Genomic DNA, 23,025 nt, shown 5'->3' on the forward strand with positions numbered 1-23,025 from the left:
CTCTTGTTCCGGTCGCTCACAAGTCGTACCTCAGTCCCAGAGTCCCTGGATCCGCATGACGCCTGCGACCAGGCACATCACGGAAGCGAGCCCGAGCAGGACGATGACTCCCTTGGGCATCTTCTGCTTCGAGAAGGAGTAGACCCCGCCGGCCAGGAAGAGGCCGACCAGGATCAGGATGGTGTTGAGGCCGGTCACAGCGCACCCTTCGTGGAAGGAAGGATTCCGGCAGCGCGCGGGTCGTGCTCGCTGGCGTAGCGCAGGGCGCGGGCGAGCGCCTTGAACTGGCACTCCACGATGTGGTGGGCGTTGCGCCCGTACGGCACGTGGACGTGCAGGGCGATCTGCGCCTGGGCGACGAAGGACTCCAGGATGTGCCGGGTCATCGTCGTGTCGTACGCGCCGATCATGGGCGCCATGTTCTCGGGCTCGGTGTGCACCAGGTACGGGCGGCCCGACAGGTCGACGGTGACCTGGGCCAGCGACTCGTCCAGCGGGACGGTGCAGTTGCCGAAGCGGTAGATGCCGACCTTGTCGCCGAGGGCCTGCTTGAACGCGGCGCCGAGCGCGAGGGCGGTGTCCTCGATGGTGTGGTGCGAGTCGATGTGCAGGTCGCCGTCGGTCTTGACCGTGAGGTCGAAGAGACCGTGCCGGCCGAGCTGGTCGAGCATGTGGTCGTAGAAGCCGACCCCGGTCGACACATCGACCTTGCCGGTGCCGTCGAGATTTATCTCGACGAGTACCGAGGTTTCCTTGGTGGTGCGTTCCACGCGGCCTACGCGGGGGCTCATGCGTCGTGCTCCTTCTTGGCGATCTCATGTGCAAGCGTGCGTACCGCATCGAGGAACGCGTCGTTCTCCGCCGGGGTGCCCGCGGAGACCCGCAGCCATCCCGGTACGCCGTTGTCCCGGACCAGGACGCCCCGGTCGAGGATCCGCTGCCAGGCGGTGTGGCTGTCGGCGAAGCGGCCGAACTGGACGAAGTTGGCGTCCGAGTCGGTGACGTCGTAGCCGAGCGCGCGCAGCTCCGTGACGATCCGGTCGCGCTCGTTCTTGAGCTGCGCGACGTATCCGAGCAGCGTATCGGTGTGCTCCAGGGCGGCGAGCGCAGTGGCCTGCGTGATGGAGGACAGGTGGTACGGCAGCCGCACCAGCTGGACCGCGTCGACGACGGCCGGGTCGGCGGCGAGGTAGCCGAGGCGCAGTCCGGCGGCGCCGAACGCCTTGGACATGGTGCGCGAGAGCACCATGTGCGGCCGGCCCTCGATGAGCGGCAGCAGCGAGGCGTGGTGGCTGAACTCGCCGTACGCCTCGTCGACGACGACCATCGACGGCCCGGCCGCCTGGGCCGCCTCGTACAGCGCGAGGACGGTGCCGGCGTCGACGGCGGTGCCGGTGGGGTTGTTGGGCGAGGTGATGAAGACGACGTCGGGCCGGTGCTCGGCGATGGTCCTCCGGGCGGCCTCGACGTCGATGGTGAAGTCCTCGTTGCGCGGTCCGGAGATCCAGCGGGTGCCGGTACCGCGGGCGATGAGGGCGTGCATGGAGTACGAGGGCTCGAAGCCGATCGCGGTGCGCCCGGGGCCGCCGAAGGTCTGCAGCAGCTGCTGGAGCACCTCGTTGGAGCCGTTGGCGGCCCAGACGTTGGCGAGGGCGACGTCGTGTCCGGCGGTGCGGCTGAGGTAGCGGGCCAGTTCCGTACGGAGCTCGACGGCGTCCCGGTCGGGGTAGCGGTTGAGGTCTCGGGCGGCCTCACGGACGCGCTCGGCGATCCGGTCGACGAGCGCCTCGGGCAGCGGGTAGGGGTTCTCGTTGGTGTTCAGCCGCACGGGTACGTCGAGCTGCGGCGCCCCGTAGGGGGACTTGCCGCGCAGTTCGTCGCGGATCGGCAGATCGTCGATGCGGGTGGCCCTGCGGGGGGTGTTGCTGTGCGTCACTGCTGCGGAACCTTCCAGCCGAACCTGGCCTTGAGCGCGGCGCCGTGGGCGGGGAGGTCCTCCGCCTCGGCGAGGGTCACGACGTGGTGGGTGACCTCGGCGAGCGCGTCGCGGGTGTAGTCGACGATGTGGATGCCGCGCAGGAATGACTGCACCGACAGGCCCGAGGAGTGGCAGGCGCAGCCGCCGGTGGGCAGGACGTGGTTGGAGCCGGCGCAGTAGTCGCCGAGCGAGACCGGGGCCCACGGGCCGACGAAGACCGCTCCGGCGTTGCGGACCCGGTCGGCGACGGCCGCGGCGTCGGCGGTCTGGATCTCCAGGTGTTCGGCGGCGTACGCGTCGACGACCTTGAGTCCGTCCGCCAGGTCATTGACCAGCACGATCGCGGACTGGCGGCCGGCCAGCGCGGGCTCGATCCGGTCGGTGACGTGCTTGGTCGCGGCGACCTGCGGCTTCAGCTCGGCCTCGGTGGCGGCGGCCAGCTCCTCGGAGTCGGTGACCAGGACCGCGGCGGCCATCGGGTCGTGCTCGGCCTGGCTGATCAGGTCGGCGGCGACGTGGACCGGGTCGGCGGTGGAGTCGGCGAGGATCGCGATCTCCGTGGGGCCCGCCTCGGCGTCGATGCCGATCCGGCCCTTGAGGAGGCGCTTGGCGGCGGCGACGTAGATGTTGCCGGGGCCGGTGACGAGGTTCACCGGAGGGCACTCGGCCGTTCCGTACGCGAACATCGCGACGGCCTGGGCGCCGCCGGCCGCGTACACCTCGTCGACGCCGAGCAGGGCGCAGGCGGCGAGGATGGTGGGGTGCGGCAGACCGCCGAAGTCCTTCTGCGGCGGGGACGCGACGGCGATGCCCTCGACGCCCGCCTCCTGGGCCGGTACGACGTTCATGACGACGGACGACGGGTAGACGGAGCGTCCGCCCGGTACGTACAGCCCGACGCGCTCGACCGGCACCCACTTCTCGGTGACGGTGCCGCCGGGGACGACCTGGGTGGTGTGCGTGGTGCGGCGCTGCTCGCCGTGGACGAGGCGGGCCCGGCGGATCGACTCCTCCAGGGCGGCCCGCACGGCGGGATCGAGCCCCTCCAGCGCCTCGGCGATCGCCGCGGCGGGAACGCGGATCGATTCGATCCGTACACCGTCGAATTTCTCTCCCCACTCGATCACTGCCGCCGAGCCGCGATGGCGTACGTCCTCGCAGATGGGCCGCACCGTCTCCAGGGCGGCTTCCACGTCGAACTCGGCACGGGGCAGCAGGTCGCGCAGGGCTCCGCCCTCGGGGAGGGCCTCGCCGCGCAGATCGATTCGAGAGATCACACCGCAATTCTCGCAGACCGCCTGCGGCGTCCGGTCGCCCGTATCACTGGCTGATACATCTCTCGGCGGTATCCGCTGACCAATTGCGTTCACGCCGTCACCCAGCGGGAAGAACAGCTCCGAGCGGAAGGGGCACCCCGTGACCGAACCGCACGACGGCGATTTTCCGGACGGTCTCAGCGCGGCCGAGCTGGGCATGTGGCAGGCCTTCCGGAACGGCAGCACCTACGATCTGCGCGCCCGCGACCCGGCGCGGGACGATCCGTTCGCGCCGCGCGTCTGGGGACCGGAACGCAGTGTGGACGGGCGCGTCGTCGCCCGGCTGCTGCTGTCCGGGCCGGCGCCGCGGCCCGGCCGGGTCGCGGCGCTGAAGCTCCGGGGGGTACGGATCACCGGAACGCTCGATCTCGCGGGCGGGCGCGTCGCGCCGTACGTCGAGCTGACCGGCTGCCGTTTCGAGAACGAGGTGGTGCTGCCCGAATGCCATTTCACGACGTTGCGGATCGTCGGCTGCGCGATGCCCCGGCTGGAGGCGGCCCGGCTGCGCACCGAGGGCGATCTGCATCTGCCGCGCTGCCGCGTCAAGCGCGGGATCCGGCTCACCGACGCCCAGATCGGCACCGATCTGCTGATCAACCAGATCGAGATCGGCCCCGACCGGGGCGGGCGCGCCCTGGCCGGTGACGGTCTGGCGGTCGCCCAGGACCTCCAGGCGGAGCTGGTCGAGGCGCACGGCGAGCTGAGCCTGCGCGGGGCGAAGGTCGGCGGTTCGCTGAGCCTGCGCGGCAGCAGGCTGCGGGGCAGGGAGGGCCGGCGCGCGCTGAACGCCCCGCAGCTGACGGTGGAGCGGACGCTGTACATGAGCGAGGCGTGGGTGAGCGTCGACACCGGGAACCAGGGCACCACTCCCCCGTACGGCATCGTCATGGCCCCGACCCCGGCACGCGGCACGCGTTCGCAGATCTTCGAGTGCCGCGGCGGGGTGCGCCTGGACGACGGGCGGTTCGGCGATGCCGTGGATCTGCACAAGGCGCGGTTCGTGCTGGCCCGGCACGAGGAGCTGTCGCTGCGCCGGATCGTCACTCCGGAGCTGCGGTTCAACGCGGAGCGGCCGGAGGAGGGCCGGGTCGTGCTGAACGGCGCGAGGGTGGTCACCCTGATCGACGTGTCGACCAGCTGGCCGGGACCCGGTGGTCTGGCGATGGGCGGTTTCGTGTACGAGAACCTCGTCCCGTACGGCCACTTCCCGCTCTCCCGGCGCCTGGAGTGGGTGGCGGCGGCGACCCCGGAGTACGTGCCGGAGCCCTACGAACGCCTCGCGACCGTGCTGCGCAGCTGCGGGGAGGACGCGGACGCCCGCGAGGTGCTGCTGGCCAAGCAGCGCAGGCGCCGCGAGACGCTGCCGGCCGCCGCGAAGCTCTGGGGCTTCCTGCAGGACTGGACGGTGGCGTACGGCTACCGGCCGGGGCGGGCCGCGGTGTGGATGGCGGTGCTGTGGGCGGCGGGCACGCTGGCCTTCTCCCAGCACGTCCCGGCGGCGATCAAACAGGACGAGCATCCGGACTGGAACCCCGCTCTGTACGCACTCGACCTGCTGGTGCCGGTGATCAACCTCGGCCAGGACGGTTACTGGCGGATGGAGGGCGGCTGGCAGTGGACGGCCGCCGTGCTCGTCCTGCTGGGTTGGATACTGGCCACGACGGTCGCGGCCGGCGCCTCCCGGCTGCTGCGCCGGGGCTGACCGGGAACCGGCCGCGCCGGGCCTCCGGTGACCGTCCGGAGGCCCGGCGCCGGGCGGTCACCGCGGTCGCGGAGGCCATGGCCGACGACCGGCCGAGCCACGACGGGAGGGCCGGGCACGGCCCGCCGGAACAACAGGAACAAGCCAGATTCCCCACTTTCCTTTACCTTTTATTGACCGCGCTCGGTACAACCCATCCACTCGGCACCAAAGCTTCACAGCAACCCCCTTGGCGCCGCCCGGACCAGCGCTTTTCAATGGTCTGCACCATGTCATTCCTTCGCGCTCTGCTCCGTACCGCGGGCATGATCCGGCGCTCCCCCCTGGGGCCCGCCGGACTGCCGGCGGACGACGCGGTGCTGCTCGACGCCCCCGACGAGCGGCTCTCCCCGGCACTCGTCGCCGCCGCCCTCGGGGAGTACGAACCGGCCGCGAAGCTCCTCGCCACCACCCGGGACGGCGCCGAGTGGGAGAACCGGGACCGCTACCTCGGCCGGCTCGTCGCCTTCGCCCGCAGCCGCGACGGCTGGCTGACCGGCTGGCTCGCCGCCGCGCCGCACGACCCGGACGCGCTGCTCGTCAAGGCGGAGCTGGCGGTCCGCCGGGCCTGGGAGTCGCCCGTCCGGGCCGAGCAGCTGCGCGAGCTGGGGCCGCTGATCACCGCGGCGGCCGAGAGCGATCCGCGCGACCCGGTGCCCTGGCGGCTGGCGCTCGACCACGCGCGCGGCACCCACGCCACGCACACCACCTTCGAGGCGCTGTGGGAACAGGCGATCCAGCGCTCCTCGCACCACTACGGCTGCCATGTCGCGGCCCTGCGGTACCTCTCCGCCGCCTGGTACGGCTCGCACCGCGAATGCTTCGACTTCGCCGAGCGGGCGGCCGAGGACTCGCTGCCCGGCTCGCTGGTGCAGGCGCTGCCGCTGCGGGCCGCCTTCGCCCTGCTGATCGAGGGACCGGACGCACGGACCACCTCGGTGCAGGTGGAGCGGATCGACGCGGCGGCGGATCTGGCGATCACACTGTCCGCCTCGTTCCCGCCCGGCGATCCCTGGCCCGCCGAGGTCCGCAACCTGCTGGCGTTCGTGCTGGTCGCCCGGGGCCGCTGGGACGAGGCGCTGGAGCAGTTCGGCCGGATCGGGCCCCACGCGGCGTCGTTCCCGTGGTCGTCGGTCTCCGACGATCCGCTCGGCCGGTTCCTCGACGCGAGGAACGACGCACGGCTCCGGGTGGCCTGTGTGGCACCTTTGCCGGGCCGGGCCGACCGGGGCCGGGCCCGCGGCCATTACGCTTGACCGTTGTGACCACCGCTCGCCTGCCTCTGTTCCCGCTGAACGCGGTGCTGTTCCCCGGCCTCGTGCTGCCGCTGAACGTCTTCGAGGAGCGTTATCGCGCCATGATGCGCGAACTGCTGAAGACCGACGGCGACGAGCCCCGCCGCTTCGCCGTGGTCGCGATCCGCGACGGCCACGAGACCGCCCCGACGGCCACCGGCATGCCGGACACGACGAGCACCCCCGTCGAGCGCGGTCCCGCGGACGGCTTCGGTCCCGACCCGATCCAGACCTTCCACCGGGTCGGCTGCATCGCCGACGCGGCGAAGATCCGGGAGCGGCCGGACGGCAGCTTCGAGGTCCTCGCGACCGGCACCACCCGGGCCCGGCTGCTCTCCGTCGACGCGAGCGGCCCCTATCTGACGGCCGAACTCGACGAGCTGGCCGAGGAACCCGGCGAGGAGGCGGGCGCACTCGCCGAGGGCGTCCTGCGGGCCTTCCGCAGCTACCAGAAGCGACTGGCCGGGGCGAGCGAACGGTCGCTGACGACGGGCGCGGACCTGCCCGACGACCCCTCCGTCGTCTCCTACCTGGTCGCGGCGGCCGCGGTACTCGACATCCCGTCGAAGCAGCGACTGCTCCAGGCACCCGACACCGCGACCCGGCTGCGCGAAGAGCTGACGCTGCTGCGTTCCGAGACCGCCGTCATCCGGCATCTGCCATCGCTGCCCGCGGCGGACCTGACGCGTCCCCCCATCCACCCCAACTGACCCACCGGCCCGACAGCCGGCAGCCGGCAACCGACCGACCCGAGGACCCTCCCCCGTGGCGAAGAAGCCGAAGAAGCAGCAGCAGTCCGGCGGCACTCCGGCAACGGTCGCGCTGACCGCGGCCGGCACGGAGTTCACCGTCCACGCCTACGACCACGACCCGGCGTCGGCCTCCTACGGCGAGGAGGCGGCCGAGGCGCTGGGCGTCTCCCCCGACCGGGTCTTCAAGACCCTGGTCGCGGAGGTCGACGGCGCCCTCACCGTGGCGGTCGTCCCGGTGGCCGGCTCCCTCGACCTCAAGGCGCTGGCCTCCGCGGTGGGCGGCAAACGAGCCGCGATGGCCGACCCGGCGGCGGCGGAACGCACCACCGGTTACGTGCGGGGCGGCATCTCCCCCCTGGGCCAGCGGAAGCGGCTGCGTACGGTGCTGGACGCGTCGGCACGGTCCCACGAGACCATCTGCGTCTCGGCGGGCCGCCGCGGCCTGGAGGTCGAGCTGTCCCCCGGGGACCTGGCGTCGCTGACGGGAGCGGTGTTCGCGGAGATCGGCCGGGGGTAGGCCCGCCCCGCAGCTGTCTCGGCCGGGGCGCATTTCAGCCCATTTCAGCCTGCCCGGCGTTTGAGGACCGGGGGTCCGGGGGCAGAGCCCCCGGTTTCAGGAAGGGCGGGCAGGGGACGAGTCCCGCGCAGCGGCCCACCCCGCACCCCAGGACGCCCGCACCCGGCCGCCCCGCAACCCCCATCCCGCCTAAGCGCCGGTCGGCGGCACCGGCGGCGCACCCGCTCCCGGAGCACCCGGCCCCGCATCCGCGCCGGGCCCCGCACCCGGCACCGGCCCACCCGCGGCCCAGCCGGGAAACATCCCCCACTCCGGCTCCGGATCCCGCGGCCCGAACAACGCGGTCAACCCGAGATGAACCGCCATCGCACCCATCGACCACACCAGCAACGCGGCCCCCTTCGCCCGCAGCTGAAGCGGTGCGTCGAAGACCACGCCCTTGCCGACCGCCCGCGCGTGCGCGACCACGTCCTGGTCCGGCCCGAGCCACACCCCCAGCCGCCAGGCGACCAGCGAACCGAGCAGCCCGCCCAGCGCGAGTCCCACCACGAGGGCGATGCCGCCACGCCGCTGGAACCAGAAGACCAGCGCCGCGGAGAGCGCGCCGAATGCCAGGGCGAGCAGCACGAACGTGCCGTCGGCGCCGATCGCCTCCTCACCCTCGCTGTCGCTGAGGAAGACGGCCGTGCTGTCGGAGATCAGCGGAACCCGCGGAGCCAGCCACACCCAGAGGAGTCCGAGCGCGATGCCGGCGACGGTCACGAGAACGGTGACGACGGCGGCCCGCCGCAGCTCCGACCGGCGGTCGTTCTCCCCCTCGGACTCCAGCAGGGACCCGGAGCCGGGCCCACCGGGGCCGCCGGGCCCGCCCCATGTCGGCGGGGTCTGCCAGGGGTCGTTGGACGAGGGCTGGTGAGGCGGCGTCAGAGGTGCGGTCACCGTGCCATCGTGCCAGGCGTACCTGTGCCCCGCCTCACCGGACCGCTGCCCTGCGGTACGCCCAGGTGGCCACGGCCAGCGAGAGGACGCCGACAACGGCGCAGACCGCGCAGTCCAGCGCGACGACCGCCCAGTCGGGACGGGCGTCGAAGGACCGTGAGAGCGCCTCGACACCGTACGTCGAGGGGAGCAGGTCGCGGGCCCAGCCGATCGGCGCGGGCAGCCGGTCGGCCGGCAGGACGCCGAGCAGCAGCGCCGCCGACATGCCCAGCTGTCCGAGCAGCGTGGCCAGCTCCTGCCGGGGCGCGAGCAGCCCCAGCGCCGCGCCGAGCCCGGAGAGCGCCGCCCCGGAGAGCGGGACGACGGCGACGAGCACCCACAGATGTGTCAGCGGCAGCCCGAACAGCATGCTTCCCGCCACGGCCGTGACGATGGTGCCGGGCACGGTGAAGGAGGCGTACGCCCCGGCGGCACCGAGCACCACCGCGGCGGGCGGCACCGGCAGGGTCGCGTAGTGGTCGAGCCCGCCACCGGCCCGCAGCTGCCCGAAGTACTGGGCGAGCAGGTTCAGCGCGACGAAGGCCACCACGAGGACGCTGGACCCGGCCACGACGGCCCGCGCCTCGGCGCCGCCGTCGACGACCCCGCGCATCAGCACCATGATCCCGACGGACTGGAAGGTCGCGACGAAGAGCAGCGGAATACGGGCGACCCGGGCCCGGGACAGCTGGGCGCGGTAGACGGCCGCGAGCGAGGGGAACAACCGGGCGCGCGGCGCGAGCGGCGCGGGGGCCGCCCCGTGCCGGCCGTCGTCCTCGCGGCCGGCACGGCCGTCCTCGGCGGTCCGGACGGGTCCGGTCACCGCCTGGGCGGGAACGATGCTCGTCACCTGGCGCTGCTCCTCTTCGCTCCCTGTCCGGCCGCGCACACGCACCCGGCCGCCCCGCTCACCCCGGCCGTCCCGGTCACCCCGCCCGCCCCGTTCATGACTTCACCAGCCCCTTGGTCGCGTCCCCGCCGAGCGCGAGATAGACGTCCTCCAGGCTGGGCGTCGCCAGAGTGAAGTCGTCGAGTGCGGCGAAGGCCGCGCCGCCGGTCACGGCGGCCACCGCCGCCCGTGCCTCGTCGGGGCCGAGCCGCAGCACCCAGCGCCGTCCGGACTCCTGGGCCGAGCCGCGCAGCGCGGCGACTTCGGGCACGTCCAGCGGCGCCCGTTCGCGCCACACCAGCTCGACCCGGACCTCGCCCGCGACACGTTCCTTGAGGCCGGTCGGCGTGTCGCAGGCGATGACCCGGCCGCGTTCGATCACGGCGACCCGGTCGAGGACCGTCTCTGCCTCGATGACGTTGTGGGTGACGAGCAGCACCGTCGTGCCGTGTTCGGCCCGGCGCCGGTCCACCGCGGCCCAGACGGCGCGCCGCGCGACGGGATCCATCCCGGTCGTCGGCTCGTCCAGCACCAGCACCGGCCGCTCGCCTACCAGCGCGGCGGCGAAGCAGGCGAGCCGCCGCTGTCCGCCGGAGAGCTTCTTCAGGGGGCGTCCCGCGATCTCGGTGAGGCCGAGTTCACCGAGTACGGCGTCGCGCTCGGCGCGCGCGTCCCGGGCCGGAAGGCCGCGCAGCCGTCCGGTGGTCTCGGCGGCGAGCGACACCGTCAGTTCGTCGAGGGCGGTGGACTCCTGGCCGAGGTATGCGATCAGCCGGGAGGCCCGCTCGGGGTGGCGTACGAGATCGTGGCCCAGCACGGTGACGCCGCCGGAGTCGGGCCGCATCAGCCCGGTGAGCTGACGTACCAGGGTGGACTTCCCGGCGCCGTTGGGGCCGAGGAGACCGAAGATCTCGCCGCGCCGCACCTCCAGGCTGATCCCGTCGGTGGCGCGCACCTCGGGTGTGGCGGGCGCGCCGCGGCGGCCGCGGGCGGCGGGATAGGTCTTGACCAGATCACGCACCGCGCACACGGTCCCGGTTGCCGTCTGCGCCTGTGCTGTGCCCGTACTCACGAGGTACGAGAGTACGGGGTCGGACGCCCCGGATCGCGCCCGGGGCCGTGCCGGTCGGGCCCGGACGCGGCAATCGCCGACCGGGTTGCCCGCCTGCGGGCCCGCTGTGCCGTCAGTCGGCGGACGGGGCCGTCCGCTCCGCCGCGGGGGCGTGTTCCGCGGCGGCCCGTACATCGATCTCCCGCCAGAATCCCGCCCGGATCGCATAGCGGTCGTGTTCGTCGATCTGGTCGTCCTTGTGGGCGAGCAGGCCGAACCGTGCCGCGTACCGCAGCAGCTCGCCGTCGATGCGGTGCGGGATGCGCGGGTACATGGTCGACAGCTTCTGCAGATGAACGGTCTCCGGCAGCCGCTCCATCCAGCGGCGGGCGAAGACCTGGCCCACCTCGAAGGGGTCGCCGCCGACGGTGGTGATGTCCTCCTCGCGGTCCGCCCAGCGCTGCTCGGCGCTGGTGAGCTGGGCCAGTGTCGGGAGGGACGCGGTTTCGGCGGGCTCGCCCAGCGGTCCGCCGCGGTCCATCCAGCCCTTGTCGGAGGACCAGCGCAGGGTCGCGCTGGCGGGCGAGGGCTGGGTGGGGTGCTGGGCCGGCTGGGTGCCGGGGCCGCGCAGGCTGCCCGCCAGGTCCTTGGGGGTGGGGACGCCCTTTCCGCCGGAGCCGGGCCGGTCGGCGCCGGTGCTCTCCTCGGGCGGCGGGGCGGCGCCGTTGGCGGCGGCCGGCTCATGGGCCTCCGGCGCCCGCTCGGCGGACGCGGCGAGGGCCGCCTCGGGCAGCGGGGCGGCGAGGATCGCGGCGATCTCCGGCCGGGGCGCGGGCGGCGGGGCGCAGACACCGCCGGTCTCCTTGGCCCGTACGGCCCCGGTGATCCAGGCCCGGTCGAGCACCCTTCGCTCGTCGGCCTCGGCGACCAGGTCCTCGGACTGGTTGTAGTCGCCGTCGGCGGCCTGGACGGCCCACAGGTGGACGGCGACGCCGTGTTCCTTGGCGGACATCAGGCCGGGCAGCAGATCGCCGTCGCCGGTCACCAGCACCACGTCGGAGCACGCCCGGTTCCTGGCCAGCTCCGTGAGCTCGGCGTGCATCGCGGCGTCGACGCCCTTCTGCGCCCAGCGTCCGTCACTGCGAGTGAGGGCACCGAGCCGGACGGTCACCCGGGGCATCACCCGCAGCCTGCGGTGCTCGGGCTGCGGTACGCGGTCGGGGGCGCCGTCGAACCAGTAGATCCGCAGCAGCGGCTGCCGCGTATCGGTCTCTGCCAGCTCCCGCAGGCCCCGGATGAGGGCCGCGTGGTCGACGGTGATGCGGGAACGGGCGGGCTCTCCGGCCAGCAGACTCGCGGCTGCGCCCAGCAAGTAGCCGGCGTCCACCAGGACGACGCAACGGTCCACGCGTTCCACCCTCTTCCAGAAATTCGGGTGTGGTCTTTGCCAAGGATTTCCTTCGAGTCTGCCCGACCGCGCAGGGGTTGACGGCCGGAACTCGATCATCGGCGTGGCGGATCAGGAAAACGGCGCATGATACCCCCTCGCTACGCACGGTAATGATCCAACATGCACCCTTTACACCACTATGTGAATCTGAACGCGGTCCTGGCCCCGAGAGTCCCCACAGGAGGAACACCATGGCCAAGAACAAGAACCGCAAGCAGGGCAGCCGGCAGACCCGCACGTCCGGTCCGGAGCACGGTGCGGAGGAGTCCAAGTCGAACACGTACGAGTCGCAGATACAGCCTCAGTCGCAGGCCCAGGGCAGCCCTGCCGATGTTGCCCGCAAGCACCAGCGGCGCTTCGGCCACAACTGACCGGCCGGATCTCCGGTCCGGCCGCAGGCCGGGAGACAGGAGAGGGGCGCCCCCGTTTCCGCGGGGGCGCCCCTCTCGTATCTCCCGGTCGTGAACCGGCTCAGCCGGCCAGGCAGGACGGCCCGAGCAGCACCTTCAGGTCACCGAAGAGCGCCGGATCGGGCTTCACCCGGTGGCGGTCGAGCCGGAGCACCGTGGTCTTGCGGGGGCCCTGGAGCTTGATCCGCACCTCGGTGTCGCCCCGGTGGTTGCTGAGGACCTCGCCGAGGCGGCTGACCATCGGCGGCGTGATCTTGACCGTGGGGATGGTCAGGACCACGGGGGCGTTGGTGCCCGCCGACGAGATGTCGGGGACCTGCATCTCCATGGCGACGAGCCGGGGCACGTCCTCGCGCTTGTCGAGGCGTCCCTTGACGAACACGACGGTGTCCTCGACGAGCTGGGTGGAGACCAGCTGGTACGTGGCGGGGAAGAACATGCACTCGATGGAACCGGCCAGGTCCTCGACGGTGGCGATGGCCCAGGCGTTGCCCTGCTTGGTCATCTTGCGCTGGAGCCCGGAGATGATGCCGCCGACGGTGACGATGGCGCCGTCGGAGTGCTCCCCCCCGGTCAGCTGGGAGATCGAGGCGTCGGCCTTGTCGGACAGCACGTGCTCCAGGCCGAAGAGCGGGTGGTCGGAGACGTACAGCCCGAGCATCTCGCGCTCCTGGGCCAGCAGGTAGGACTTCTCCCACTCGATGTCGGAGAACTCCACGTCGAGCCCGAAGCCCGGCTCGTCGCTCTCCTCCTCGCCCATGCCGCCGAAGAGGTCGAACTGCCCCTCGGCCTCCTTGCGCTTGACCTGCACCACGTTGTCGATCATCGGTTCGTGGTGCGCGACCAGGCCCTTGCGGGTGTGCCCCATCTCGTCGAACGCGCCGGCCTTGATCAGCGATTCGACGGTGCGCTTGTTGCAGACGACCGCCTCGACCTTGTCCAGGAAGTCGGGGAAGCTGCTGTACTTCCCCTTCGCCTTGCGGCTCCGGATGATCGAGTCGACGACGTTCTGCCCCACGTTGCGGACGGCCGTCAGGCCGAAGAGGATCACGTCGTCGCCCTGCGCCGCGAAGTTCGACAGCGACTCGTTCACATTGGGCGGCAGCACCTTGATGCCCATGCGGCGGCACTCGTTGAGGTAGACCGCCGACTTGTCCTTGTCGTCCTTGACCGAGGTCAGCAGCGCCGCCATGTACTCGGCGGGGTAGTTCGCCTTGAGGTACGCGGTCCAGTAGGTGACCAGGCCGTACGCGGAGGAGTGCGCCTTGTTGAACGCGTATCCGGCGAACGGGACCAGCACGTCCCACAGGGCCTTGATCGCGGCGTCGGAGAAGCCCTTCTCCTTGGCCCCCGCCTCGAAGAGGACGAAGTTCTTCGCCAGCTCCTCGGGCTTCTTCTTGCCCATCACGCGGCGCAGGATGTCGGCCTCGCCGAGCGAGTAGCCGGCGACGATCTGGGCGGCCTTCTGCACCTGCTCCTGGTACACGATCAGGCCGTAGGTGAGGCCGAGGACCTCCTTGAGGGGCTCCTCCAGCTCCGGGTGGATCGGGGTGATCTCCTGGCGGCCGTTCTTGCGCTCGGCGTAGTTCGTGTGCGAGTTCATGCCCATCGGGCCCGGCCGGTACAGGGCCGAGACGGCGGAAATGTCCTCGAAGTTGTCGGGCTGCATCTGGCGCAGCAGGGAGCGCATCGGACCGCCGTCGAACTGGAACACGCCGAGCGTGTCACCGCGGCAGAGCATCTCGTACGTCTTGGGGTCGTTCAGCGGGAGGCCGAGCAGGTCCAGCTTGACGCCCTTGTTGGACTCCACCATCTTCACGGCGTCGTCCATGATGGTGAGGTTGCGCAGGCCCAGGAAGTCCATCTTCAGCAGGCCGAGCGACTCGCACTGCGGGTAGTCCCACTGCGTGATGGTGACGCCGTCGGTGTGCCGCACCCAGATCGGGGCGTGGTCGACGATCGGTTCGCTGGACATGATGACGCCGGCGGCGTGCACGCCCATCTGCCGGACCAGGCCCTCGACGCCCTTCGCGGTGTCGATGACCTTCTTGACGTCCGGCTCGTTCTCGTACATCCCCCGGATCTCGCCCGCCTCGCTGTAGCGCGGGTGCTTGGGGTCGGTGATGCCGTTGAGGTCGATGCCCTTGCCGAGGACGTCGGCGGGCATGGCCTTGGTGAGCCGGTCGCCCATCGCGTACGGGTAGCCGAGGACCCGGGCGGAGTCCTTGATGGCGTTCTTCGCCTTGATCTTTCCGTAGGTGCCGATCATGGCGACCTTGTCGGCGCCGTACTTCTCCGTCACATACCTGATCACTTCGACGCGCCGGCGCTCGTCGAAGTCGATGTCGACATCGGGCATGGAGACGCGCTCGGGGTTGAGGAACCGCTCGAAGATCAGTCCGTGCTCGATCGGGTCGAGGTCGGTGATGCCCATCGCGTACGCCACGATCGAACCGGCCGCGGAGCCTCGGCCGGGGCCGACCGCGATGCCGTTGTTCTTCGCCCACATGATGAAGTCGGCGACGACCAGGAAGTACCCCGGGAACCCCATCTGGATGATGATGTCCATCTCGTACTCGACCTGCTTCTGCCGGTCCTCGGGGACGCCGCCCGGGAAGCGCCGGTTCATGCCGACGCGGACCTCTTCCTGGAACCAGGTGATCTCCGTGTAGCCGTCCGGGATGTCGAACTTCGGCATCAGGTCGCGCTTCTCGAACATGCCGGCGGTGTCGATCTGCTGCGCGACCAGCAGGGTGTTGGCGCAGCCCTCCTGCCAGGCGTCGGAGGAGTCGACGGCATACATCTCGTCGGTGGTCTTGAGGTAGTAGCCGGTGCCGTCGAAGCGGAAGCGGTCCGGGTCGGAGAGGTTCTTGCCCGTCTGGATGCACAGCAGCGCGTCGTGCGCCGTGGCCTCGTGCGCGTAGGTGTAGTGCGAGTCGTTGGTCACCAGCGGCGGGATGTCCAGCTTCTTGCCGATTTCGAGGAGCCCGTCACGGACCCGGCGCTCGATCTCGATGCCGTGATCCATCAGCTCCAAGAAATACTTGCCCTCGCCGAAGATGTCCTTGTAGTCGGAGGCCGCCTGGACCGCCTCGTCGAACTGGCCGAGCCGCAGCCGGGTCTGCACCTCGCCCGAGGGGCAGCCGGTGGAGGCGATCAGGCCCTCGGACCACTGGGAGATGGTCTCCTTGTCCATGCGCGGCCACTTCTGCAGCCAGCCCTCGGCGTACGCGTCCGAGGAGAGCCGGAAGAGGTTGTGCAGCCCCGTCGCGTTCGACGCCCAGATCGTCTTGTGGGTGTAACCGCCCGAACCCGAGACGTCGTCGCGCTTCTGGTGCGGCTGGCCCCACTGGATCTTCCGCTTGTGCTTGCGCGACTCCGGGGCGACGTACGCCTCGATCCCGATGATCGGCGTCACGCCCGCCTTCTGCGCCGAATGGAAGAAGTCGTAGGCGCCGTGCAGGTTGCCGTGGTCGGTCATCGCGATATGGGACATGCCCATTTCATTGCACGCGTTGAACATGTCCTTGAGCCGCGCGGCACCGTCCAGCAGCGAGTACTGGGTGTGGACGTGAAGGTGCGTGAAGGGCGGCTTGGTCACGGCGGTGGGCCTCCGATGTGCAGGCGCGGCGCGGAGCGCCTCGATGAGGGGCGGCGGTCGGGCGACGGGCGGGCGGACTGGGGGGACAGCGTGGAAGTCTACGTCTCCGAGGTGACGGCCGAGGGGCACTCCCGGGTACGGTCGCGCGTTGGAGGGGCTGAGAAACCCGTCCTGTTTGTCATGTACGTCAGGTACCAGGAGGCACCCAGAGATGTCGGAAGCGCAGACCGGCGCAGCGCAGCGCGGGGAGCAGATTCTTGAGGTCTTCGACACCGCGTTCGGGGAGCTGCTGGCCGCCGATCCGGCTGCCTTCCGGGTCAAGTTCCGCAAGATGGCGGGCTCGGCGTTCGCCTTCTACCGGGGCACGGCGTGCCTGTTCTACAACGACCTGGAGCGGGAGCGGCACGGCGGCCCGTATCTGGACGAGCGGACCGGGCGGGTGTGGATCCACGGCGATCTGCACGCGGAGAACTTCGGCACGTACATGGATGCCAACGGCCGGCTGATCTTCAATGTGAACGACTTCGACGAGGCGTACGTCGGCCCGTTCACCTGGGACCTCAAGCGGTTCGCCGCCTCCGTCGCGCTGATCGGGTATGCGAAGGCGCTGGGTGACGACCAGATCACCGAGCTGGTCCGGGTCTACGCGGCGGCCTACCGCGAGCGGATCCACGCACTGGCGACGGGCGCGAAGAACGATGAGGTGCCGCCCTTCTCACTGGACACGGCGGAGGGCCCGCTGCTGGACGCGCTGCGCGACGCCCGGTCGCTGACCCGGTTCTCGCTGCTGGACTCGATGACCGAGATCCGGGACTTCGAGCGCAGGTTCGCGGCGGGCGGCGGCTCGATCGATCTGGACGCGGCGACGCGCTACAAGGTGCTGGCCGCCTTCGACGGCTATCTGGAGACGCTGCCGGAGTCCAGCCTGACCCGCCCCGACTCCTACCGGGTGAAGGATGTCGTCGGCCGTCGCGGCATCGGCATCGGTTCGGCCGGGCTGCCCTCGTACAATATCCTCCTCGAGGGCAACAGCGATGCCCTGGAGAACGATGTGGTGATCTACCTCAAGCAGGCGCAGACCCCCGCGGTCTCCCGGCACATCACCGACGCCGCCGTGCGCGACTACTTCCAGCACGAGGGCCACCGCACGGTCATCTCGCAGCGCGCCCTGCAGGCGCACGCCGACCCGTGGCTCGGCTGGACCGAGCTGGACGGGGCCGGGCAACTGGTCGCCGAGGTCTCTCCGTACGCGGTCGATCTGGACTGGTCCGACATCGACGAGCCGGAGGAGATCGCGGCGGTCGTCGCCGACCTCGGCCGGGCGACGGCGACGATGCACTCCGCAGCGGACGACGAGAGCGGCCACTCGCTGGTTCCGTTCTCCACGGAGCGGGCGATCGACGCGGCGATCGCGGCGGACGAGGAGGGCTTCGCCGGTCTGCTGGTGGACTTCGCGCACAGCTACGGCGCCCGCACCCGCGCCGACCACCAGATCTTCGTGGACCTCTTCCGCAACGGCCGGATCCCCGGACTGTAGGAATCCGCACGCAGCCGCCCCCTTCGGGGGGCGCTGACAGGTTCGCATGCGACACTCCTCGACGATGGACATATCCGGGACGCAGCTCAGAGTCGTTCGCGCGGCGCTCTTCACAGCGCTCGTCGTGACGCTCTCGGCCGGGTCCCATGTGCTGCTCTCCCGGGTCTCGCTGCCGCTGACCGTCGTCGCCCTGCTGGCCGGCGCGGTCTTCGCGGTGGCGTACGCGCTGGCCGGCCGGGAGCGCGGCTTCGGGGCGATCGCCGGGCTGCTGGTCCCGCTGGAACTGGCCGCCGACACCGTCTTCACCACCGGCCAGCACCTCTGTTACGGCGCGGCGGGCGGCCCGATAGCGGGGCCGCTGCGCTCGGTCGGCGTCGATGTGCTGTGCGGCGGCGGTGACCTCGGTGCCGGCGCGGCACACCACGGCGACGTCGGCACCCCGCTCGCCTCGGTGACCGGCGCCGGGCACACGGCGGCCGCGCTGCTGGCCTCCCCCGGCCCCGCGGTGCCGTGGCTGCTGCTCGCCGCCCATGTATCGGTCGGGCTGGTCGCCGCGGCCTGGCTCCGGCGCGGCGAGTCCGCGCTCGTCGGCCTGCTGGGCGCGGTCGCCGTCCTGGCGTTCCGGCCGCTGCTGATCGCGGTCGCCGTGGCCGGCACGGCCCGCCGCTCCGTACACCGCAGGGTGCGCCCCGCCGGACACGGCCCGCACCTGCTCGTACACGCCCGTCTGCTCGTGCACTCCGTGGGACGGAGGGGACCGCCGCGCTCGGCCTGCGCCATCGCCTGAGCACGCACATCCCCGACGGCATACCACCCCCACCATGGAGAGACGAACATGAGCAACCGCAACAGCCAGGCCAACAAGGCGGCGGCCCGCGAGCGTCTGCGCGCCGAGCGCGAGCGCCAGGCCAAGAAGGACAAGGCCCGCCGGCAGATCATCGTCGGCGTCTCGATCGTCGGCGTGCTCGCGGTCGTCGGCGTCGGTACCTGGGGCGTCATGCAGCTGAACAAGCCGTCCCACTGGGACGCGGCCAAGGACGCGAAGAACGTCACGGCGCCCAAGAACACCTCCGGCGAGAACGGCACGACCGTCGTCATCGGCAAGTCGACCGCCAAGAAGACCCTGGAACTGTACGAGGACTCGCGCTGCCCGATCTGCGCCACGTTCGAACAGGCCATCGGTGAGACGGTGCACAAGGACATCGACGCCGGAAAGTACAAGATCAAGTACATCGGTGCCACGTTCATCGACAACGCCTCCAACGGCGAGGGCTCGAAGAACGCGCTGAGCGCGCTCGGCGCGGCGCTCAATGTCAGCCCGGAGGCGTTCCTCGACTACAAGTACGCGCTCTACTCCGCGAAGTACCACCCGGAGGAGACCGACGACAAGTTCAAGGACGACGCCTATCTGATCAAGATCGCCGACTCGGTGGACGCGCTGAAGGGCAACAAGGCGTTTCAGAAGGACGTCGAGGACGGTACGTACGACAGCTGGGCGATGAAGATGTCCGCGGCGTTCGACAAGAGCGGCGTGCAGGGCACTCCGACGCTGAAGATGGACGGCAAGGCCCTCACCGGCGCGGACGGCAAGAACGCGCCGATGACGGTCGAAGACTTCAACACCGCGATCACCGCCGCGCTGAAGGGCTAGCCGGACGGCGAACCCCCGGCAGCGATTCCCCGACGGGCAGGCGAACTTCCTTGGTTCGTCTGCCCGTTGGCTTTACCGGTCAGTAGGGTGCTGCCCCGTGACCAGTCGACACCTTTCCTCGCCGCTCTCCGCGCCCAGCCGCCGCGCGGTCGTCAGGGCCGCCGCCGCCACCGCCGTCGCGGCCCCCGTGCTGGGCGCCGCCACCACCGCGCGTGCCGCGGACGGGCCCGCCTTCCTGCACGGCGTCGCCTCCGGCGACCCCCTTCCCGACGGCATACTCCTGTGGACCCGTGTCACCCCGTCCCCCGACGCCGTGCCCGGTTCCGGCCGTGGCGCCGACACGGCGGTCCGCTGGGAGGTCGCCGAGGACAAGGGGTTCGCCCGGGTCGTCGCGCGGGGCACCACGGTCGCGAGGGCCGCCTCCGACCACACCGTCAAGGCCGATGTGCGGGGGCTGAGCCCGGCCACCGCGTACTGGTTCCGCTTCTCGGCGGGCGACGGTGCGGGGGTCTTCTCGCCGACGGGCCGCACCCGTACCGCGCCGGCGGCCGGGGCGGCCACGCCCGGTGTGCGTTTCGGGGTGGTCTCGTGCGCCAACTGGGAGGCCGGCTACTTCTCCCCGTACCGGCACCTCGCCGCGCGCGCCGATCTCGACGCGGTGCTGCATCTCGGTGACTACATCTACGAGTACGCGTCGGGCAGTTACCCGGACGCGAAGTACGTCGTACGGCCCCACGAGCCCCGGCACGAGATCCTCACCCTCGCCGACTACCGCACCCGGCACGGCACGTACAAGACGGACACCGACCTCCAGGCCCTGCACGCCGCCCACCCGGTGATCGCGATCTGGGACGACCACGAGTTCGCGAACGACGCCTGGTCGGGCGGGGCCGAGAACCACACGCCGGGCACGGAGGGCGCCTGGGCCGACCGGGTCGCGGGGGCCAAGCAGGCGTACTTCGAGTGGATGCCGGTCCGCGCCTCCACCGAGGGCACCGTCTACCGGCGGCTCCGCTTCGGCAACCTGGCCGATCTCCACCTCCTCGATCTGCGCTCCTTCCGCTCCCAGCAGTCGACGATCGGCAGCGGCTCGGTCGACGACCCGGACCGCACGATCACCGGCCGGGCGCAGCTGGACTGGCTGAAGTCGGGACTGGCCGGATCGGACGCCACCTGGAAGCTGGTCGGTACGTCGGTGATGATCTCGCCGGTCGCGTTCGGCTCGGTGCCCGCGCACCTGCTGGAGCCGCTGGCCGAGCTGCTGGGGCTGCCCACGGAGGGTCTCGCCGTCAATGTCGACCAGTGGGACGGGTACACGGACGACCGCAAGGAGTTGATCGCCCATCTGCGGGACCGGTCGATCACCAACACGGTCTTCCTGACCGGCGACATCCACATGGCGTGGGCCAACGACGTACCGGTGAAGGCGGCGACGTATCCGCTCTCGGCCTCGGCCGCCACCGAGTTCGTGGTGACGTCGGTGACCTCGGACAATCTCGACGACATCCTGCATGTCGCGCCGCAGACCGTTTCGGTGCTCGCGAGCGCCGCGGTGAAGGCCGCCAACCGCCATGTGAAGTGGGTGGACATGGACGCGCACGGATACGGCGTCCTCGATGTCACCGCCGAGCGCTCGCAGATGGACTACTACGCCGTCTCCGACAGGACGAAGCGGGACGCGGCCTCCGCCTGGACGCGCTCGTACCGGACGCTCAGCGGGACGCAGAAGGTCGAACGGGCGGACCGCCCGGTGCGCTGAGATCCATGTCGGGGAGGCGCGCACGGGAGGCGGCCGAACGCACCCGCTCAGCCTTCCGGCGGCGTGACGGCCGACTCTCGCCGCCCGTCCTGGGCGAGCCCGCCGCCCAGGACGGGCGAGCCCCTCGACACACCCGCCTCTCCCGTCCGCGACGGCCGGTGGAGCCGGCGCACGGCCTGCACGGAGCGTTCCGGGCGGGCGATCGGCGACGACGCGGGAAACTCGCGGGGACCCGGCGGACGTGCCTCTCGTCGGGGGTCCCGCAAACCGGGGACCACGGCTCCGCCCGCCGCCCGCGAGTGCCCCGCGGCCCCGCCTACAGCGTGGCGAGGAAGCCGAGCGCGACCTTCCAGGCCAGCTCGGCCGATGCCGCGTCGTGGTCCGGCAGTTCGGGATCCGTGAAGAGATGGCCCGCGCCGGGGTAGCGGTAGATCTCGACATCGGCACCGGTCCGCTGCATCTGGAGGTACCAGGAGTTCAGCCAGTCGTGTGTCTCGAACGGGTCCGGGTCCGCGACGTGCAGCTGTACGGGCAGCTCGTCCACCGAGGCGTTCTCGGCGATGTCCGAGGTGCCGTGGAACATCAGCAGACCGCGCGCCTTCTCGTCGCCGAGCGCCAGGGTCTGCGCGGTGGAGGCCCCGAAGGAGAATCCGGAGTAGACCAGACCCCGCTCCGAGTAGGGGGCGGCGGCCAGCACGGCCCGCCTGAGAAGTTCGTCCTTGCCCACCTCGTCCTTGAATGCCAGGCCCTCCTCCACGGTTTCGAAGGTGTGCCCCTCGAAAAGATCGGGCACGTGCACCTCGTGCCCGGCGGCGCGCAGCCGGTCGGCGGCCGCGTGCACCGCGGGGCGCAGACCGTACGTCGAGTGGAAAAGCATGATGTTCATGACGCCCATGGTGCCAGTTGCGGTCGAGAGCTTGGAGGACGGCGGGATGGAGAGCGTGCTGCGTCCGCTGGTCGTCGGCGGCGGCTCGGTCGTGATCACGCTGCTGGTCGGCTGGCTCGTCGACCTGCTGCTCAGACGGACCGACGGCCGCCACCACGAGACACCGCTGTGGGGTCTGCTGCGGCGATGCCGGATCCCGCTCCAGCTGACCCTGGGCACGGCGCTGCTGCGGGGCTCGTACACCCACACCGGGCTCGACGTGGTCGGGGACCACCGGGAGGGGATCGGCCGGTTCCTGACACTGGCGCTGATCGGGACATCGGCCTGGCTGGTGGTGCGGATCGCGACGGCCGTCGTCGACTCCGTCTACGCCCGGTACGCCGCGAGCACCCGTGATCCGGCGCGGGTGCGGCGCGTCCGTACGCAGGTGACGCTGATCCAGCGGGTGGTCACCGCCATCGTGGCGACGGTAGCCGTCGGCGCGATGCTGCTGACGTTCCCGGCGATGCGGACGTTCGGCGCCTCGATGCTGGCCTCGGCCGGTGTGCTGGGCATCGTCGCGGGCATCGCCGCCCAGTCGACGCTCGGCAATCTCTTCGCGGGACTGCAGATCGCGTTCGGTGACATGGTGCGGATAGGTGACACGGTGGTGGTGGACGGCGAGTGGGGCACGATCGAGGAGATCACGCTGACCTTCCTCACGGTCCGGACCTGGGACGAGCGGCGGATCACGATGCCGGTCTCGTACTTCACCGGCAAGCCGTTCGAGAACTGGTCGCGCGGCGGCGCCCAGATGACCGGTTCCGTCTTCCTCCACCTCGACCACTCGGCCCCGGTCGCCGCGATGCGCGAGCAGCTCCGCGACATCCTGGGCGAGTGCGCCGCGTGGGACGGACGTGACTGGTCCCTGGCGGTCACGGACACCACGCCGTCGACGATCCAGGTCCGCGCGATGGTCACGGCGAAGGACGCCGACGACATCTGGACGGTGCGCTGCGCGGTGCGGGAGCAGCTCATCGGCTGGCTGCGCGACCACCATCCGTACGCGCTGCCGCGGATCGCGACGGCTCCCGCGGCGCCTCCGCCGGGCGACGGGTGGCCGAGCCCGCCCGGCACCGCGGCCGGGGGGCCGGCGGACAGGACACCGGCGGGCCGGGTCAGGTCGCCCCGCACGGGGCGCGGCTGACCGGTGCGGGCGCCGCCCGGCGGGCCCC

Annotated in this window: 20 protein-coding genes; 10 read left to right on the top strand and 10 right to left on the bottom strand. The window is 71.3% G+C overall.

What is annotated here, in order from left to right:
• Window positions 1-30 precede the first annotated feature (30 nt).
• From ACIOMQ_RS20125 to hisD, 4 genes are read right to left on the bottom strand one after another with little or no spacing between them, the layout of a single operon-like run.
• A complete protein-coding gene (locus tag ACIOMQ_RS20125) occupies window positions 31-198 on the bottom strand; it encodes a hypothetical protein (RefSeq protein WP_176740053.1) in 168 nt (55 codons plus the stop codon).
• Window positions 195-791 (bottom strand): imidazoleglycerol-phosphate dehydratase HisB, encoded by a 597-nt coding sequence (gene hisB, locus ACIOMQ_RS20130; RefSeq protein ID WP_072483182.1) that lies wholly within the window; start codon window positions 789-791, stop codon window positions 195-197. Before hisB ends, ACIOMQ_RS20125 begins: the two co-directional genes overlap by 4 nt.
• Window positions 788-1,936 carry a histidinol-phosphate transaminase gene (locus tag ACIOMQ_RS20135; RefSeq protein WP_362208473.1) on the bottom strand — a complete coding sequence of 383 codons (1,149 nt, stop codon included), beginning with the start codon at window positions 1,934-1,936 and terminating at the stop codon, window positions 788-790. Before ACIOMQ_RS20135 ends, hisB begins: the two co-directional genes overlap by 4 nt.
• The gene (gene hisD / locus ACIOMQ_RS20140; RefSeq protein ID WP_362208470.1) at window positions 1,933-3,255 is read right to left on the bottom strand and encodes a histidinol dehydrogenase; all 1,323 of its coding nucleotides are present in this window, start codon (window positions 3,253-3,255) and stop codon (window positions 1,933-1,935) included. The genes ACIOMQ_RS20135 and hisD overlap by 4 nt, the downstream gene beginning before the upstream one ends.
• A 139-nt stretch (window positions 3,256-3,394) precedes the next feature.
• Here hisD and ACIOMQ_RS20145 point away from each other — a divergent pair, with 139 nt between their 5' ends.
• The 4 genes from ACIOMQ_RS20145 to ybaK all read left to right on the top strand — a co-directional run bounded on the left by ACIOMQ_RS20145 (window position 3,395) and on the right by ybaK (window position 7,599).
• On the top strand, window positions 3,395-4,996 hold the full coding sequence (locus tag ACIOMQ_RS20145) for an oxidoreductase (RefSeq protein ID WP_362208467.1): 1,602 nt from the start codon (window positions 3,395-3,397) through the stop codon (window positions 4,994-4,996).
• 269 nt (window positions 4,997-5,265) lie between these two features.
• Window positions 5,266-6,291 carry a hypothetical protein gene (locus ACIOMQ_RS20150; RefSeq protein ID WP_401264678.1) on the top strand — a complete coding sequence of 342 codons (1,026 nt, stop codon included), beginning with the start codon at window positions 5,266-5,268 and terminating at the stop codon, window positions 6,289-6,291.
• A 5-nt stretch (window positions 6,292-6,296) separates the two neighbouring features.
• On the top strand, window positions 6,297-7,040 hold the full coding sequence (locus tag ACIOMQ_RS20155; protein ID WP_401756688.1) for an LON peptidase substrate-binding domain-containing protein: 744 nt from the start codon (window positions 6,297-6,299) through the stop codon (window positions 7,038-7,040).
• 55 nt (window positions 7,041-7,095) lie between these two features.
• Window positions 7,096-7,599 (top strand): Cys-tRNA(Pro) deacylase, encoded by a 504-nt coding sequence (gene ybaK / locus ACIOMQ_RS20160; protein WP_362208460.1) that lies wholly within the window; start codon window positions 7,096-7,098, stop codon window positions 7,597-7,599.
• Window positions 7,600-7,788: 189 nt separating this feature from the next.
• Here the strand turns inward: ybaK and ACIOMQ_RS20165 are convergent, their stop codons facing one another.
• The 4 genes from ACIOMQ_RS20165 to ACIOMQ_RS20180 all read right to left on the bottom strand — a co-directional run bounded on the left by ACIOMQ_RS20165 (window position 7,789) and on the right by ACIOMQ_RS20180 (window position 11,934).
• A complete protein-coding gene (locus tag ACIOMQ_RS20165; RefSeq protein ID WP_362208457.1) occupies window positions 7,789-8,538 on the bottom strand; it encodes an ABC transporter permease in 750 nt (249 codons plus the stop codon).
• Window positions 8,539-8,572: 34 nt separating this feature from the next.
• Window positions 8,573-9,301, bottom strand: a complete 729-nt coding sequence (locus ACIOMQ_RS20170; protein WP_402189797.1) for an ABC transporter permease — start codon at window positions 9,299-9,301, stop codon at window positions 8,573-8,575.
• A gap of 220 nt (window positions 9,302-9,521) precedes the next feature.
• Window positions 9,522-10,496, bottom strand: coding sequence for an ABC transporter ATP-binding protein (locus tag ACIOMQ_RS20175; protein WP_362208534.1), 975 nt, complete (start codon window positions 10,494-10,496; stop codon window positions 9,522-9,524).
• Between the two features lie 154 nt (window positions 10,497-10,650).
• Window positions 10,651-11,934 carry an NYN domain-containing protein gene (locus tag ACIOMQ_RS20180; RefSeq protein ID WP_362208455.1) on the bottom strand — a complete coding sequence of 428 codons (1,284 nt, stop codon included), beginning with the start codon at window positions 11,932-11,934 and terminating at the stop codon, window positions 10,651-10,653.
• 224 nt (window positions 11,935-12,158) lie between these two features.
• Here ACIOMQ_RS20180 and ACIOMQ_RS20185 point away from each other — a divergent pair, with 224 nt between their 5' ends.
• A complete protein-coding gene (locus ACIOMQ_RS20185) occupies window positions 12,159-12,338 on the top strand; it encodes a hypothetical protein (RefSeq protein WP_362208451.1) in 180 nt (59 codons plus the stop codon).
• Window positions 12,339-12,438: 100 nt separating this feature from the next.
• On the opposite strand, the gene dnaE is transcribed toward ACIOMQ_RS20185, so the two are convergent.
• Entirely contained in the window at window positions 12,439-15,978 is a 3,540-nt protein-coding gene (gene dnaE, locus ACIOMQ_RS20190) for a DNA polymerase III subunit alpha (RefSeq protein ID WP_362208448.1), read from the bottom strand.
• Window positions 15,979-16,189: 211 nt separating this feature from the next.
• On the opposite strand from dnaE, the gene ACIOMQ_RS20195 reads away from it, so the two are divergent.
• The 4 genes from ACIOMQ_RS20195 (at window position 16,190) to ACIOMQ_RS20210 (ending at window position 20,925) form a co-directional block, all read left to right on the top strand.
• The gene (locus ACIOMQ_RS20195; protein ID WP_362208446.1) at window positions 16,190-17,515 is read left to right on the top strand and encodes a DUF2252 domain-containing protein; all 1,326 of its coding nucleotides are present in this window, start codon (window positions 16,190-16,192) and stop codon (window positions 17,513-17,515) included.
• A 64-nt stretch (window positions 17,516-17,579) separates the two neighbouring features.
• Window positions 17,580-18,302 carry a hypothetical protein gene (locus tag ACIOMQ_RS20200; RefSeq protein ID WP_362208444.1) on the top strand — a complete coding sequence of 241 codons (723 nt, stop codon included), beginning with the start codon at window positions 17,580-17,582 and terminating at the stop codon, window positions 18,300-18,302.
• A gap of 48 nt (window positions 18,303-18,350) precedes the next feature.
• Window positions 18,351-19,166 carry a DsbA family protein gene (locus tag ACIOMQ_RS20205; protein ID WP_402189706.1) on the top strand — a complete coding sequence of 272 codons (816 nt, stop codon included), beginning with the start codon at window positions 18,351-18,353 and terminating at the stop codon, window positions 19,164-19,166.
• 97 nt (window positions 19,167-19,263) lie between these two features.
• Entirely contained in the window at window positions 19,264-20,925 is a 1,662-nt protein-coding gene (locus ACIOMQ_RS20210) for an alkaline phosphatase D family protein (protein ID WP_401264696.1), read from the top strand.
• A gap of 316 nt (window positions 20,926-21,241) precedes the next feature.
• On the opposite strand, the gene ACIOMQ_RS20215 is transcribed toward ACIOMQ_RS20210, so the two are convergent.
• Entirely contained in the window at window positions 21,242-21,820 is a 579-nt protein-coding gene (locus ACIOMQ_RS20215; RefSeq protein WP_362208435.1) for a dienelactone hydrolase family protein, read from the bottom strand.
• A gap of 37 nt (window positions 21,821-21,857) precedes the next feature.
• On the opposite strand from ACIOMQ_RS20215, the gene ACIOMQ_RS20220 reads away from it, so the two are divergent.
• On the top strand, window positions 21,858-22,997 hold the full coding sequence (locus ACIOMQ_RS20220) for a mechanosensitive ion channel family protein (protein WP_401264892.1): 1,140 nt from the start codon (window positions 21,858-21,860) through the stop codon (window positions 22,995-22,997).
• The last annotated feature ends 28 nt before the right edge of the window (window positions 22,998-23,025 follow it).

It is taken from the genome of Streptomyces sp. NPDC087845 (assembly GCF_044742755.1).
Lineage (GTDB): Bacteria > Actinomycetota > Actinomycetes > Streptomycetales > Streptomycetaceae > Streptomyces.

Excerpts from the sequence above, each read along its gene's own strand:
- hisB (WP_072483182.1), bottom strand. The coding sequence starts at position 791 with ATGAGCCCCCGCGTAGGCCGCGTGGAACGCACCACCAAGGAAACCTCG.
- ACIOMQ_RS20150 (WP_401264678.1), top strand. The coding sequence starts at position 5,266 with ATGTCATTCCTTCGCGCTCTGCTCCGTACCGCGGGCATGATCCGGCGC.
- ACIOMQ_RS20185 (WP_362208451.1), top strand. The coding sequence starts at position 12,159 with ATGGCCAAGAACAAGAACCGCAAGCAGGGCAGCCGGCAGACCCGCACG.
- ACIOMQ_RS20195 (WP_362208446.1), top strand. The coding sequence starts at position 16,190 with ATGTCGGAAGCGCAGACCGGCGCAGCGCAGCGCGGGGAGCAGATTCTT.
- ACIOMQ_RS20200 (WP_362208444.1), top strand. The coding sequence starts at position 17,580 with ATGGACATATCCGGGACGCAGCTCAGAGTCGTTCGCGCGGCGCTCTTC.
- ACIOMQ_RS20205 (WP_402189706.1), top strand. The coding sequence starts at position 18,351 with ATGAGCAACCGCAACAGCCAGGCCAACAAGGCGGCGGCCCGCGAGCGT.
- ACIOMQ_RS20215 (WP_362208435.1), bottom strand. The coding sequence starts at position 21,820 with ATGGGCGTCATGAACATCATGCTTTTCCACTCGACGTACGGTCTGCGC.
- ACIOMQ_RS20220 (WP_401264892.1), top strand. The coding sequence starts at position 21,858 with ATGGAGAGCGTGCTGCGTCCGCTGGTCGTCGGCGGCGGCTCGGTCGTG.